The sequence below is a fragment of the Rhodovulum visakhapatnamense genome (assembly GCF_004365965.1).
In the GTDB taxonomy this organism is placed as follows: domain Bacteria; phylum Pseudomonadota; class Alphaproteobacteria; order Rhodobacterales; family Rhodobacteraceae; genus Rhodovulum; species Rhodovulum visakhapatnamense.
In genome coordinates this window covers 1-13,349 of the sequence record NZ_SOEB01000040.1, presented here as the reverse complement: position 1 = coordinate 13,349, position 13,349 = coordinate 1, and the positions used below count along the sequence as shown (strand labels likewise).

Sequence of the window (13,349 nt, the reverse complement as noted above, 5' to 3'; positions counted from 1 at the left end):
GACCTTCGCGTGCGGGACCGGGAAAGGCATGTCATGGCGGGCAAGCGGACAGACGGCGGGCAGGACAGGGCAGAACAGCTGCCTGTCCCGCCGCCTGTCAGGCCCGTGTCCGGGACGCGGCTCGATGGGGATCACGCCCGGTTGCTTGCCTTCATCCGGTCCATTGCCCGGGAAGCGGCAGGGGCCGACCATGTTGACACGTTCCGGGAAGACTGACCCCATCCGAAGATCACGGAGGAGATCCGCCATGCCCACGCCCCGTCGCGCGGCGATTTACGCGCGCTATTCGACAGAGCTGCAGCGTGATGCGTCAATCGAAGATCAGATCCGGGCCTGCCGCACCCAGGCAGATCGCCAGGGATATGAGGTGGTGAAGGTCTATTTCGACCGTGCGGCATCGGGTGCGAGTCTGATGCGGCCGGGGATCCAGTCGCTCCTGCAAGATGCGAGAGAAGCACGGACCTTCGACATCGTCCTGGCCCATGCGCTTGATCGATTGTCAAGGAACCAGGCGGATATCGCGAGCATCTACCAGCAGCTGCAATTCGTCAGGATCCCGATCGAGACCGTGAGCGAGGGTGAGATCGAAGAGATGCATATCGGGCTCAAGGGCACCATGAACGCGCTCTTTCTCAAGGACCTGGCGAAGAAGACGCGGGAAGGACTGCGCGGACGGGCGATCGCCGGGAAGTCTGCCGGCGGTCTGACCTTCGGGTACCGCGCGGTCCGGGCCTTCGACGCGACCGGCGAGCGGATCCGGGGCGATCGCGAGATTGATCCGGAGGAAGCCGCCGTGGTCGAGCGCATCCTGCGAGACTATGCCCAGGGGCGCTCACCGAAGAAGATCGCCGAACAGCTGAACAGGGAAGGGGTTCCTGGCCCGCGCGGCGGCAGCTGGGGCGCGTCGACCATCCACGGGAACCGCGAACGCGGCACCGGCATCCTGAACAACGAGCTCTACGTGGGCAGGCAGGTCTGGAACCGGCTGAGCTATGCCAAGGACCCGATGACCGGCAAGCGGGTCAGCCGGATGAACCCGGAAGAGGAGTGGGAGATCACGGAGGTCCCCGAACTGCGCATCGTCGACGATGAGCTCTGGCAGGCGGTACGTAGCCGCCAAGGGGCGCTGATTTCCAAGGGGACGCGGGTTCCGGTAGGGGACCGGCGGCGGCCGAGGTTCCTGTTCTCGGGCCTGATGCAATGCGGCTGCTGCGGCGGCGGATTCGCAAAGGTCAGCCAGGACGCCTTCGGCTGCTCCCGGGCCCGCAACAAGGGCAGCGCGATCTGCACCAACATGCGGACGATCAAGCGCGTGGATCTGGAGCGCCGGGTCCTGGATGCGCTGGAACACCACCTGATGGATCCCGGTCTGGTGGAAGCGTTCTGCAAGGAATACACGGCTGAGCGCAACCGGCTGCAGGACGCGGCCCTGGCCGGTCGAGGCAACCTGGAAAAGGAGCTGGCGCGCGTGAGAGGCAGCCACGCAAAGCTTGTGGACGCGATTGTGGCCGGGATCCCGGCGGAGCAGGTAAAGGACCGGATGCTGGCGCTCGATGCGCGGCGCAGAGAGTTGGAGGCGGCGCTTTCCTCGGCCCCGGCCTCCGGTCCCGTCCGGTTTCATCCGTCGATGGCGCTGACTTACCGGGACCGGGTGGGCGCATTGATCCGCGGTCTCGGGGACGCCGCGGGGATGGAAGAGGCGAAGGAGGCGCTTCGGGCGCTTGTGGACCGGATCGTTCTGACACCGGCTGCGGAGGGGGAAGGCCTGACGATCGAGCTTCACGGGGCGCTGGCGGGTCTTCTGCGTCTTGCGACAGGTGCGAAGGCCCTGACGCAGGCGAGAATGGCCGACACCCCGGAAGGGGATCGGCTGGAAGGCATTGATAGCATTGGAGAATTAGTGTTGGTTGCGGGGGCTCACAACCGTCGTCCCTTGCCTCAACTGCGGTGCATGCTCGCATGATAACACACCGCCGATTCGCATATCTGCAGGCGAACATTGCGGGCGGCGAAGGCTTCGACTGGTTCTATGCCAGCGCGGCTGACCGATCCGCGCAGTTCGGGACCGCGATCACCGACGGTGCCGCCAGTAAGCCATGGGTCTTTCGATACAAGGATCTGCGCGCCTGGTGGTCGAACCCGCACTACAACCGTCTCGGAGGCGTCGAACCCTGCTTCTCGTGAGCACATCTCCTTCCGGCGAGACGGATTTCCCAGGGCATGAACCGGGCTCGCTCGATCTTACCCTCTCGCTCGTTTCGCTTTCAGGGACGACAATAGTTTACCATCTATGGTAAGAAACCCGAAAATACCATGCATGGTATAATTTGAAATGGTGCACCGCATGGTATAAAAGCCAAAGGTGCGTCGCGTGGTGTGGAGAGCGTCTTGCAAAAACCAGAGCCGTTTCGGGATCTGAAGGAACTCGGCAGCCTCGTGCGGCGCCATCGCGACCTGCATGGCCTGTCGCAGCAGGAGTTGGCGTCGATGAGCGGGGTCGACGCGAAGCAGATCTCGCGTATCGAGACCGCGGCGCATGAGGCCAAGATCACGACCATTCTGCGAGTGGCCGCGGCATTGGGCCTGGACCTCGCTGTCACGGACCGGGCTGGTGCGTCCTCGCGCGTCGAGGACATTTTCTGATGGGGCGCGCGCCGCAGACTCGAACCCTGGATGTCTGGGTGAATGGCCGGCTCACGGGATACTACCGCTACAGCCCGTCGGGCGGCGTCAGCTTCCAGTACGAGAGGGAATGGCTCGACTGGGAGCATGCCTTTCCGCTATCGCGGCAATTGCCCCTGGTCGCGCGGTCGCAAAGCGGCAGGCATGTGAACGCGGTTTTCGAGAACCTCCTCCCCGACAATGCGCCGATCCGGCGGATGATCGCGGAGCGGACCGAGGCGCGGAGCGACAGGCCGCATGATCTGCTGGCGGCGATCGGGCGCGATTGCGTGGGCGCGATGCAGTTCGTGCCGCATGGCCAGGATCCGGGAGATCCCTTCGTCATCGAGGGGGAAGTGCAGAGCGAGGCACAGATTGCCGAAACGCTGCGCCACCTGGCGCGCGATCCGCTCGGGATCGCGGAAGAGGATGAGCCGTTGCGCATTTCGCTCGCCGGTGCCCAGGAGAAGACGGCCTACCTGAAACAGGGGGACAACTGGGTGAAGCCGCGCGGCCTCACGCCCACCACGCATATCTTCAAGCGCCCGATCGGGGTGACCCAGCGCGGCCTCGACCTCTCGGAAAGCGTCGAGAACGAATACCTGTGCCTGAAGATCCTGCAGGCTTTCGGGCTTGAGGCGAACAACGTGGAAATGGCGCGCTTCGAGGATGAACGGGTCCTGGTCATCGAGCGCTTCGACCGGGCCCCGCGCGCGAAGGGCGGGATCGTGCGACTTCCCCAGGAGGACTTTCTGCAGGCCTCAGGTTTCGAATCCGGGCTAAAATACCAAGACCATGGTGGCCCCTCGATGCGCGATTGCCTCGAGCTGCTGGCAGCCTCGGAAAACCCGCTTTCGGACCAGAATCTGTTCCTCAAGGCGCAGATCCTGAATTGGATGCTTCTCGCGACCGACGGTCACGCGAAGAACTATTCGATCTTCAACCTGCCGGGCGGCGGGTTCCGGATGACGCCGCTCTACGATGTCCTCACCGCGGCGCCTGCCGAGTTGCGCAACAACTTTCGCCACAAGGACATCCAGATGGCGATGTCGGTGGGAAACGCGCGCCACTACCGGATGGACCAGATCCATCCGCGGCATTTCACCCAGACCGCCCGCGCGGCGCGCGTGCCCATCCGGGTGATCCGGGACGCCACAATCGAGATCGTGGAGATCGGTCGCCCAGCCCTCGCTGAGGTCGAAGTCGGGTTGCCGGGCGATTTCCCGGAGAGGATCTCGGGGCCGGTGTTGGAGCGTCTCGGGCGATGTCTCGCGACGGTGGAAGCTTATGCTGAAAGCGGCGACGCCTAGGGTCCAGACTCATTGAGTTTCAGAGCCAGAAGAGGACTGTTGCGGCAAGGGCGATAGCGGAGAAGAAAGTCTGCGGGCATCGGTCGTATCGGGTAGCAACCCGTCGCCAGTCCTTGAGGCGGCCGAACATGATCTCGATGCGGTTGCGGCGCTTGTAACGCCTCTTGTCGTATTTTACCGCCTTCTTGCGGGACTTCCGGCCCGGGATGCAGGCCTTTATCCCCTTGTCTTTCAACGCTCCTCTGAACCAGCCAGCGTCATAACCCCTGTCGGCGAGCAACCACCCCGCCTTCGGCAGGCTGCCCAGCAGAGCCGCAGCGCCGGTGTAGTCGCTGACTTGTCCGGCGGAGATGAAGAACCCAATTGGCCGCCCCTTCGCATCCGCGACGGCGTGCAACTTGGTGTTCATGCCTCCTTTTGTGCGCCCGATCTGGCGCCCGCGCCCCCATTTTTGACGCACAAGGGCGATTTCGGAACGGAGGGTTGTCCACGGGAGGGACCCGCGCGCCGGGCGCCGCGCCGCCCGCGCGGCTGGAGGTGCCGGGCGCGCGGGAGGGTCCTGTGGGCAACCCGTGGGGTCTGGGCAGGTCATTTTTCATACTCTTTCTTGGCATCGCTGCGGTCCTTGCGCATCGATGGGCCGTCCAGCGCGATGCGGTAGTTCACGTCCTCCATGCAGGCGTCGCCGTGGCGCAGGGCGGCGGCGCGCAGCCCGGTCTGGAACCGGCGGGTGTTGCGCCTGGCCTTTTCACGATCGAGCATCAGCCCGATCCAGGTGGCGGGATCGAGATCACGGCCGTGATCTTCCGACAGCAATTCGGCAAAGGCTTCGGCCTTGCCGTCGAGCTTCAGCGTGCAGAGCGCGTCGTGGGTGGGGTGTGTGAGCACCCGTCGCGCAGTAGTCCGACGAACAGGCAGAGGGAACATCTCCACGATATCTCCACGAAACCTCGGCGGTTAGTCCATCGGCCGATGCCAGTTGGCTGCAGTGTGAAACCGACGGGACGCAACATGGCACACCGAAACATCCTGATCCTCTCGTTCCTCGGCCTGATGGCCGGGACCCTTGCACTGTTCCAGCTTGCCGATCGCCCCGATGCGGCCCCGGCGGAGATGAGCGGGACCGAGATGGCGGTCCAGGTGACCGTCGAGACGATCCGGCCCGAACCGATCGTGCTCGCGACCGAGTATTCCGGCCGGGTCTCGGCCGCCCGGCGGGTCGAGATCCGTCCGCAGATCGGCGGTCTCATCCTGGAAAGGCGCGTCGAGGAAGGAACGCGGATCTCGGCGGGCGAGGTCCTGTTCCGCATCGATCCGGCACCCTTGAAAGCCGATCTAGCCCTCGCGGAAGCCGCGCTGATGCGTGCCGAAGCCGCCGAGGCCCATGCCCGTCGCGCGGTCGAACGCTCGGATGCCCTGCTTGCCAGGAAGGCCATCAGCCAGCAGAGCAACGATACCGCCCATACCGAACTGCGGCTTGCGACGGCCGGTGTTGCAGAAGCGCGCGCCGCGGTGGAACACAAACGCCTCGACCTCGATTTCGCGACGCTGCGCTCTCCGATCGGCGGCTATGTCGCGGCGGGGCTGGCCGATGTCGGCGGGCTGGTCACGGTCGGCGGCGAGAAGGCCCTGGCGGTGGTGCAGGACCTGGACAAGGTCTATGTCGACCTGCGTTTGCCGGCAGACGACCTGGACGCGGTCCTGATGGCGGCCGAAGAGGGGCTGGGACCGATCCGGATCATCCGAGACCGTGACGGGGCGGCGCCCCTGACCGGCGTGCTGAAATCCTCGGACGTCATCGTCGATCCGGGCACGGGCTATGTCAGCGTCCGTATCGAGACCGCGAACCCGAAGCTTGCGCTGCTGCCGGGCATGTTCGTGCGCGCGAAGCTTCCCCGCGGCGCCGTTCCCGACGCGCTGCTGGTCCCGGAGGACGCCATCCTGCACACCGCGGGCGGCGGGGCGCAGCTTGTCGTCGTCTCGCCGGAGGGCAAGGCCCGGCGCCGCGACGTGGTTCCGGGCGCGCGCATCGGCAACCGCATCATCATCGTCTCGGGCCTGGCGCCCGGTGAGGTCGTGGCGATCCGCGGGCAGAACCGCGTGCCCGAAGGGGTCGCGGTATCGGTCGACGCCCGCCCGGCCGAAACCTGATCCCGAAAGGCAGAGGGAATGTCCCAGTTCTTCATCCTGCGCCCGGTCTTTGCCTGGGTGATCGCGATCTTCATCATGCTTGCCGGGATCGTCGCGATCCCGCGCCTGCCGGTGGCGCGGTTCCCCGACATTGCGCCGCCCAGCGTGAGCATCTTCACGACCTATGCCGGGGCCGATGCGCAGACGGTCAGCAACAGCGTGGTCCGTCCGATCGAGAAGGAACTCTCCAGCGTCAAGAACGTGCTATATTACGAGAGCAGCATCGACTCGACCGGCGGCGCAAGCATCACGGTGACGTTCAAACCCGGCACCGACCCCGAGATGGCGCAGGTAGAAGTGCAGAACCGGCTGAAGAATGCCGAGGCCCTGCTGCCCGCCCCCGTGCGGCGCGAAGGTCTCGGGGTCGAGGCGGCAGAATCGGGCTTCCTGATGGTCATCACGCTCAGGTCGCTCAGCGGGGCGACGGATGAACTGAGCCTTGGCGATTACCTGTCCCGCAATCTGGCCGAGGAACTCAAGCGGGTCCCCGGTGTCGGGCGCGTGCAGCAATTCGGCTCGGAACGCGCGATGCGGGTCTGGGTCGATCCGGCGAAGCTCTCCGCATATGGCCTGAGCATGGCCGATGTGACCGGGGCGATCGCGCGCGAAAACGCCCAGGCCACGCCCGGCCGGGTCGGCGATGAACCGACGGTACCGGACACCCGGGTTTCGACCCCGCTTACCATCCGGGGTCAGCTGACCACGCCCGAGGCCTTTGCCGGGATCACGCTGCGCGCCAATACCGACGGCGCGCGCCTCGTGCTGGGCGATGTCGCCCGGCTGGAGCTTGGCGCGCAGACCATGGCCTTCAGCGTCAGCAGCAACGGCAAGGGCGCCGCCGCCGCCGCCATCCAGATGTCGCCCGGCGCCAATGCCGTCAGCACCTCTGCCGCGATCGAGAAGCGGCTGGCCGAGCTGCGCCTTGCCATGCCCGAGGATATCGAGGTTTCGATCTCCTACAACACCGCGCCATTCGTGAAGGTCTCGATCACCAAGGTGATCCACACGCTGATCGAGGCCATGGTGCTGGTCTTCCTCGTGATCCTGCTGTTCCTGCAGAAGGTCCGCTATACGCTGATCCCGACCATCGTCGCACCTGTCGCGCTTCTGGGCACCTTCGCGGTGATGGCGCTGGCGGGCTATTCGATCAACGTGCTGACGATGTTCGGCATGGTCCTGGCCATCGGCATCATCGTCGACGATGCCATCGTCGTGGTCGAGAATGTCGAACGCATCATGGCGCGGCAGGGGCTCTCGCCCCGGGCCGCGACCCAGCAGGCGATGCGCGAGATCTCGGGCGCCATCATCGGGATCACGCTGGTTCTGTCCGCGGTCTTCATCCCGATGGGACTGGCGGGCGGATCGGTCGGCGCGATCTATCGCCAGTTCACGCTGTCGATGGCGGTGTCGATCCTGTTCTCGGCCTTTCTTGCGCTGACCCTGACACCGGCGCTTTGCGCCACGCTCCTGCGGCCGGTGACAGGGCATGGCGAGGCGCGCGGTTTCTTCGGCCGGTTCAACCGCGGCTTCGACAGGATGACCCGGCGCTATACCGGCTGGGTCGGCTGGACGCTGAGGCGCGGCGGGCGGATGCTGGTGCTTTATGCCGTGCTGATCGGCGTCATGGCGGCGGGCTACATGCGCCTGCCGACCTCCTTCGTTCCGGACGAGGATCAGGGCAGCTTCATGGCCATGTTCGAACTGCCCGCCGGCGCCACCGCAGAGCGCACCCGGGCCGTGATCGCCGCCTATGAGGCCCATACCGCCACCCGTCCCGACATCACCGAGAATACCGTGATCCTCGGGTTCGGCTTCTCGGGATCGGGGCCGAATGCGGCGCAGGCCTTCACCAGCATGAAGGACTGGAGCGCGCGCAAGACCAGCGTCGACGAGGAAATCGCCGCCGCCGAGGCCGCCATGGCCGATATCCCCGAGGGGATGGCCATGATCATGAAGCCTCCGGCCATCGAATCGCTGGGCACCACCTCGGGCTTTTCGTTGCGGCTGGAGGATCGGGCCAATGCCGGACCCGCCGCGCTGAAGGCGGCAGAGGACCGGTTGATCGCCCTCGCGCAGGCCAGCCCGCTGCTGAGCGGGGTGATGAGCGAGGGCCTGCCCGACGGCATGAGCATCGCGCTGAAGATCGACCGGGAAAAGGCCCAGGCCCTCGGGCTGCGCTTCGACACGATCAGCGAGACGATCGGGACCGCCATCGGCTCGACCTATGTGAACGACTTCCCCAACCAGGGGCGGATGCAACAGGTGATCGTGCAGGCGGATGCCCCCGCCCGGATGCATGTCGAGGACGTGCTGCGGCTGGAGATGCGCAACCTCGAGGGCGGCATGGTGCCCCTGTCCGAGGTGGCGACCCCGGTCTGGGAAAGCACGGCGCTGCAACTGGATCGCTATAATGGCTATCCGGCCGCGCAGATCTCGGGCGAGGCGGCCAGCGGCGTGTCCAGCGGCGCGGCCATGGACGAGATGGAGCGGCTGGCCGGGGCGTTGCCGCAGGGCTTTGCCGTCGAATGGAGCGGACAATCGCTGCAGGAACGGCAATCGGCCAGTCAGGCGCCGATGCTGCTGGCGGCCTCGATGCTGGTGGTGTTCCTGGTGCTGGCGGCGCTTTACGAAAGCTGGTCGGTGCCCTTCGCGGTGATGCTGGTCGTGCCCCTGGGGCTTCTGGGGGCGGTGACCGCGGTTCTGCTGCGCGGTGCGGATAATGACGTGTTCTTCAAGGTGGGACTCGTCACCATCATCGGCCTGTCTGCCAAGAACGCGATCCTGATGGTCGAATATGCCCGCCACCTGCGGGCCGGGGGCATGGGGCTGAACCGGGCGATCCTGCAGGCCGCGCGGCTGCGTCTGCGGCCGATCCTCATGACCTCGATGGCCTTCATCCTGGGCGTCGTGCCGCTGATGCTGGCACAAGGCGCCGCATCCGAGATCCAGAATGCCATCGGGACCGGCGTCTTCGGCGGCATGGTCTCGGCCACGATGCTGGCCGTCTTCTTCGTGCCGGTGCTTTATGTCACTGTCAGCCGCCTGACTCGCGGACTGGCTCGGGAGAAGCTGCGAAAGACCGCGCCATGACCGATGCCCTGATCCTGATCGTCGAGGATGAGCCCGAGATCGCCGAGATCCTCGAGACCTATTTCGCGCGCGAGGGCTTTCGCGTGATCTGCGCCCGCGATGGCACGACCGGGCTGGCCCATCATCAGCGCCTGCGCCCCGACCTGGTGGTGCTGGACATCAAGCTGCCCGGACAGGACGGCTACGAGGTGCTGGCCGCGATCCGGCGTCGGGGCGAGACGCCGGTCATCATGGTGACGGCCCTGGCCGAGGATCTCGACAAGTTGCAGGCGCTGCGGATCGGGGCCGACGATTACGTGGTCAAACCCTTCAACCCGCTTGAAGTGGTGGCCCGCGCCCGCGCCGTGCTGCGCCGCACGATGGGACGGGGGCCGGATCACCTGTTGCGGCTGGGGCCGCTGACGGTCGACCCGCAAGCTTACCGCGCTGTCATCGATGCGGCTGCCGGGCCGCTCCCGCTGGAGCTGACCCCGACCGAATTCCGCATCCTGGCCCATATGGCGCGCTTTCCGGGGCGGGCCTTCGGCCGGGCAGAACTGGTCGATGCCTGCCTGCCCGAAGGGGCCGCGCTGGATCGCACCGTCGACAGCCATGTCAGCAACCTGCGCCGCAAGCTCGCGGCGGCGGAGGCGGATGGCATGCTCGAAGCCGTGCGCGGGATCGGCTACCGCCTGGATATGCCCCATGTCCGGTAACCTGAACGCCCGGATCACCAAGACGATGGTCGCGCTGACGCTGATTGCGACGCTCGTCGTCTCTCTGGGGCTGATGGCCTATTTCCTGTTCATCTACGACTGGATCTATCCCGACAGCGATGACCTCGCGGGGTGGCGGACCGCCGACACCGTCATGGTTCTGCTTCTGTTGGCGTTCGGGTTGCTGACCGCCTCGGGGATCGGCTGGCGGCTGGCGCGGCGCATCGTCGAGCCGCTGAAATCGGTGGCGGCGGCCGCGCGGCGGATCGCGACCGGCGATTTCTCGGCACGGGCCGACCTGCCGTCGGGCAGTTTCCGCGAGGCCGCGGACCTGCTTGCCGATTTCAACGCCATGGCCGAGCGCCTCGAACGCGCCGAGGCCGAGCTGGCCTATTCCAACTCGGCCATCGCGCATGAGCTGCGCACCCCGCTGACGATCCTGCGCGGCCGCCTGCAGGGCATGTCGGATGGCGTCTTCGATCCGACGCCACAGCTCTATGCGCGCCTGATCGAGCATGTCGATCATCTCTCGGCCCTTGTGGAGGAGCTGCGCACGCTGGCCTTGAGCAATGCGGGCCAGCTCGAGCTGATCCGGGACCGGTTCGATCTGGCCGAGGAGGTCGGCGCCGCGCTGAACGGGCTGGAGGCGGACCTGGCCGCGGCGGGCATCACCGTGACCCGCGCGCTTGCCCCGGCCCGGATCGAGGCTGACCGGACCCGGCTGCGCCAGGCCTGCGTCGCGGTGCTGGAAAACTGCCGCCGCTATGCGCCGCAAAGCCATGTCCATGTCGAGACCCGCGCCAATGGTGACGCGGTGGTCTTTCGCTGTTCGGATACCGGGCCCGGGCTTTCCGCCGAAGACCGGGCGCGCGCCTTCGACCGGTTCTGGCGGGCCGATGCCTCGCGCGGGCGCAGTCTGGGCGGCTCGGGCCTCGGCCTGCCCATCGTGCGCGCCATCGCCCGCGCCCATGGCGGCGAGGCGCGGATCATCCCGCAGCCGCCTCCGGGGCTGACCGTGGAACTCCGCCTGCCGAAAAGCGCCTTGCATGCCGGACAGACCGATGACTGACGATCCCGGGCATTACGACGATCTGGCTGCGCGGCATGTGTCGATACGGCGCGTTTTGCGGCTGTTCGTCCCCTACCGGGCGCGGATCGGGGCCGTGGTGGCGTTGATGATCCTTGCATCGGCCATCGGTCTGGCCGGGCCGTTCCTGCTGCGGGCGATCATCGACATCGCCTTGCCGCAACAGGATCTTTCGCTGCTGGCCTGGCTGGCGGGCGGCATGATCGCGGCGGCGCTGGCCTCGGCCGGGATCGGCGCGCTTCAGATCGTTCTGAGCGCGCGCATCTGCCCTCTTTGCCCGGGTCTTCGAATATCTCGACAAGCCGGTCGAGATCACCGAGCGCGCCGATCCGGTGACCATCCCCCGGTCCGACATGCGCGGCGCGGTGCAGCTGGACCATGTCAGCTTTGCCTATGCGGGCCAGTCCCTTCGGACGATCGATGATGTGACCCTGACCATCCCGGCGGGCAGCCATGTCGCCATCGTCGGGCCGACGGGCTCGGGCAAGACCACGCTCGGCTACCTTCTGGCGCGGCTTTACGATGTCGACGCTGGCGCGATCCGCTTCGACGGGGTGGATCTGCGCGATCTCGGCTTTGCGACGCTGTCGCAGATGCTGGGGGTCGTGTCGCAGGAGCCCTATCTGCTCAATGCCTCGGTGGCCGAGAACCTGCGCTTTGTCTGCCCCAAGGCGACCGGGGCCGATATGATCGCGGCCGCGAAGGTGGCGCAGATCCATGACCATATCGCGGCCTTGCCCGAGGGCTATGACACCCTGGTCGGCGAGGGAGGCTTCCGGTTCTCGGGCGGCGAGAAGCAGCGCCTGGCGCTGGCCCGCACCATTCTGCGCGACCCGCCGATCCTGCTGCTGGACGAGGCGACGAGCGCGCTCGATACCCGCACCGAACGCGCGATGCCGCAGGCCCTGGAGCCGTGCATCGACCTCGTCGGGCAGTTCGTCGGCCTCGGCATATTCGGCTTCGAGGTCGTCGAGCTCGTTGCGCAGCGCCTCACGCCGGGCGCGCTCGTCTTCGGTCAGATCGACCGGCGTCCCGGTGATCGACCGAAGGCCCTGGGTGTGGCCATAGGGGAAGTCGGCCGCGACCTCGATCCACTTCCAGCCTTCGCCGGCGATGGCCTCCGCTTCGGCCTTCAGCTTGTCGGCGACGAGCTGCTCCAGCAACGGGACATCCTCGATCCAGCCCCCGTCGTCGTCCTGGAACAGATCGCGCAGGACGATGCCGCCGGCCTCCTCATAGACCTCGATGGTGACGAAGCGGACGCGGCGATCCGAGGCGCGGACGGTGTTCTCCGTCAGCATCCGGCGGATCTGATAGGGCTCCTTCGACCAGCTATGCTGGATCGACTCCCAGACCTGCTTCTGGCGCGCGTGGTCGGAGGAGACGGTGAAGGCCATGAGCTGATCGAGGGTCATCTCGTCCTCGGCATAGGCATCGAGCAGAGTCTCCGAGACGGTGACGAGCTTGAGCCGCTGCTTGACGATGGCGGTCGAGACGAAGAAGCGCGCGGCGATCTCCTCCTCGGTGAGACCCTGATCGCGCAGCGTCCTGAAAGCCCGGAACTGGTCGAGGGGGTGAAGCGCCGCGCGATGGGCATTCTCGGCGAGCGAGTCTTCTTCAGCCGAGATTTCGGTCCCGGTTTCGCGGACCACGCAGGGCACCGGCGCGGTCTTGTTGAGGCGCTTGGCCTTCACGAGAAGTTCGAGCGCCCGGTAGCGGCGACCGCCAGCGGGGATCTCGAACACGCCGGTCTCCGTGCCATCGGCATCGAGAACCGGTCGAACGTTGAGGCTCTGCAGGAGACCGCGGCGGGCGATGTCCTCGGCCAGCTCTTCGATCGAGACGCCGGCCTTCGCGGCGGCCGTACCCCAGGGCTGGACCCATGGCACCCGACCGGCTTCTAGCTCGGCGATGATCTTGTCGGTAATTTCGGAATAGAGGTTGGTCCGGTCGCCCCTGGCGCCGGATTTGCGGGTCTGTCTGGACATCGCGTGTCTCCGCGACGGGCGCCGGAGGCCTCTCCTCCAGCCCTCAACCCGTCACGGCAAACCGGTCCGCACTCTCACTCTCAAAGGGGGCGTTGCGGGGTGTCCCCGCAGAAGGGGCCGGCCGAGACGACAGGCTCGGCCGCAGGGGAAGGCTTTCCCCTCCCGATGGATGTTCAAGAGCAATACGAAAACCCGGAAAGAGGTAGAGTTTTTTCACTCACCTTCCGTAGACGCCTAGGTCATGTTGACAAATGGCGGACCCAGAGACGGATCGACGTGATGTCAATGAAGCCGAGGAAGCTCTCAGCGGTCTTGTCGTAGCGGGTCG

At 66.3% G+C, this 13,349-nt stretch carries 9 protein-coding genes and 5 pseudogenes; 10 read left to right on the top strand and 4 right to left on the bottom strand.

Annotated elements, in window-relative coordinates; all coding sequences use genetic code 11:
* The 5 genes and pseudogenes from EV657_RS21990 to EV657_RS20120 all read left to right on the top strand — a co-directional run.
* Positions 1–216: hypothetical protein (locus EV657_RS21990; RefSeq protein ID WP_208323331.1), on the top strand; the 216-nt coding region annotated here is incomplete at its 5' end.
* A 31-nt stretch (positions 217–247) separates the two neighbouring features.
* Positions 248–1,963 carry a recombinase family protein gene (locus EV657_RS20135; protein ID WP_134079579.1) on the top strand — a complete coding sequence of 572 codons (1,716 nt, stop codon included), beginning with the start codon at positions 248–250 and terminating at the stop codon, positions 1,961–1,963.
* A 17-nt stretch (positions 1,964–1,980) separates the two neighbouring features.
* Positions 1,981–2,169, top strand: a pseudogene (locus EV657_RS20130) (baseplate megatron protein TIM-barrel domain-containing protein); the annotation flags it as partial.
* A gap of 219 nt (positions 2,170–2,388) precedes the next feature.
* Positions 2,389–2,643 (top strand): helix-turn-helix domain-containing protein, encoded by a 255-nt coding sequence (locus tag EV657_RS20125; protein WP_075787570.1) that lies wholly within the window; start codon positions 2,389–2,391, stop codon positions 2,641–2,643.
* Positions 2,643–3,971, top strand: coding sequence for a HipA domain-containing protein (locus EV657_RS20120; RefSeq protein ID WP_113670813.1), 1,329 nt, complete (start codon positions 2,643–2,645; stop codon positions 3,969–3,971). Before EV657_RS20125 ends, EV657_RS20120 begins: the two co-directional genes overlap by 1 nt.
* A 19-nt stretch (positions 3,972–3,990) precedes the next feature.
* On the opposite strand, the pseudogene EV657_RS20115 reads toward EV657_RS20120, so the two are convergent.
* A pseudogene (locus tag EV657_RS20115) lies at positions 3,991–4,425 on the bottom strand (IS5 family transposase); the annotation flags it as partial.
* Positions 4,426–4,559: 134 nt separating this feature from the next.
* Complete coding sequence (locus EV657_RS21985; RefSeq protein ID WP_208323329.1) at positions 4,560–4,898, bottom strand: ATP-binding protein; 339 nt, start codon at positions 4,896–4,898, stop codon at positions 4,560–4,562.
* 84 nt (positions 4,899–4,982) lie between these two features.
* Here EV657_RS21985 and EV657_RS20105 point away from each other — a divergent pair, with 84 nt between their 5' ends.
* From EV657_RS20105 to EV657_RS22400, 5 genes and pseudogenes are all read left to right on the top strand, one after another.
* Entirely contained in the window at positions 4,983–6,122 is a 1,140-nt protein-coding gene (locus tag EV657_RS20105) for an efflux RND transporter periplasmic adaptor subunit (protein ID WP_134079577.1), read from the top strand.
* Between the two features lie 18 nt (positions 6,123–6,140).
* Positions 6,141–9,251 (top strand): multidrug efflux RND transporter permease subunit, encoded by a 3,111-nt coding sequence (locus EV657_RS20100; protein ID WP_134079576.1) that lies wholly within the window; start codon positions 6,141–6,143, stop codon positions 9,249–9,251.
* On the top strand, positions 9,248–9,946 hold the full coding sequence (locus EV657_RS20095; RefSeq protein ID WP_113670816.1) for a response regulator: 699 nt from the start codon (positions 9,248–9,250) through the stop codon (positions 9,944–9,946). The genes EV657_RS20100 and EV657_RS20095 overlap by 4 nt, the downstream gene beginning before the upstream one ends.
* A complete protein-coding gene (locus EV657_RS20090) occupies positions 9,936–11,015 on the top strand; it encodes a sensor histidine kinase (protein WP_134079574.1) in 1,080 nt (359 codons plus the stop codon). Before EV657_RS20095 ends, EV657_RS20090 begins: the two co-directional genes overlap by 11 nt.
* Before the next feature lie 371 nt (positions 11,016–11,386).
* Positions 11,387–11,839, top strand: a pseudogene (locus EV657_RS22400) (ATP-binding cassette domain-containing protein); the annotation flags it as partial.
* Between the two features lie 102 nt (positions 11,840–11,941).
* Here the strand turns inward: EV657_RS22400 and EV657_RS22395 are convergent.
* A pseudogene (locus EV657_RS22395) lies at positions 11,942–13,021 on the bottom strand (ParB/RepB/Spo0J family partition protein); the annotation flags it as partial.
* Between the two features lie 239 nt (positions 13,022–13,260).
* Positions 13,261–13,349 (bottom strand): annotated as a pseudogene (locus EV657_RS20080) (IS5/IS1182 family transposase); the annotation flags it as partial.